This window comes from Paraburkholderia sp. SIMBA_030 (assembly GCF_046535245.1).
Taxonomy (GTDB): Bacteria; Pseudomonadota; Gammaproteobacteria; order Burkholderiales; family Burkholderiaceae; genus Paraburkholderia.
The window spans coordinates 1-232 of record NZ_JAWRXB010001747.1; the positions used below are offsets into that span (position 1 = coordinate 1).

Annotated in this window: 1 pseudogene; it reads right to left on the reverse strand. The window is 43.1% G+C overall.

Annotated elements, in window-relative coordinates:
• Positions 1 to 232: pseudogene (locus SB772_RS45990) on the reverse strand (N-acetylglutamate synthase); the annotation flags it as partial.

The window sequence follows — 232 nt, forward strand, 5'->3', positions numbered from 1 at the left end:
TGACGACAGGCCAAACTTGCACAGTTCAAGAAATAATTGATTTCACAATTTAAATCGCGATCACGTAAGAAACGATCAACTTCGTTTGGAATCATTTCACGTAATAAACGATCGTCGTCGTTGATACCCGCTTCTTCACCTAAGAATATAAGCTTGTCAGCGCCAAGTGCTACGGCAGCGCTTAGGGCAACATCTTCCGCCAATAAGTTAAATACTTCGCCAGTCGCAGAGT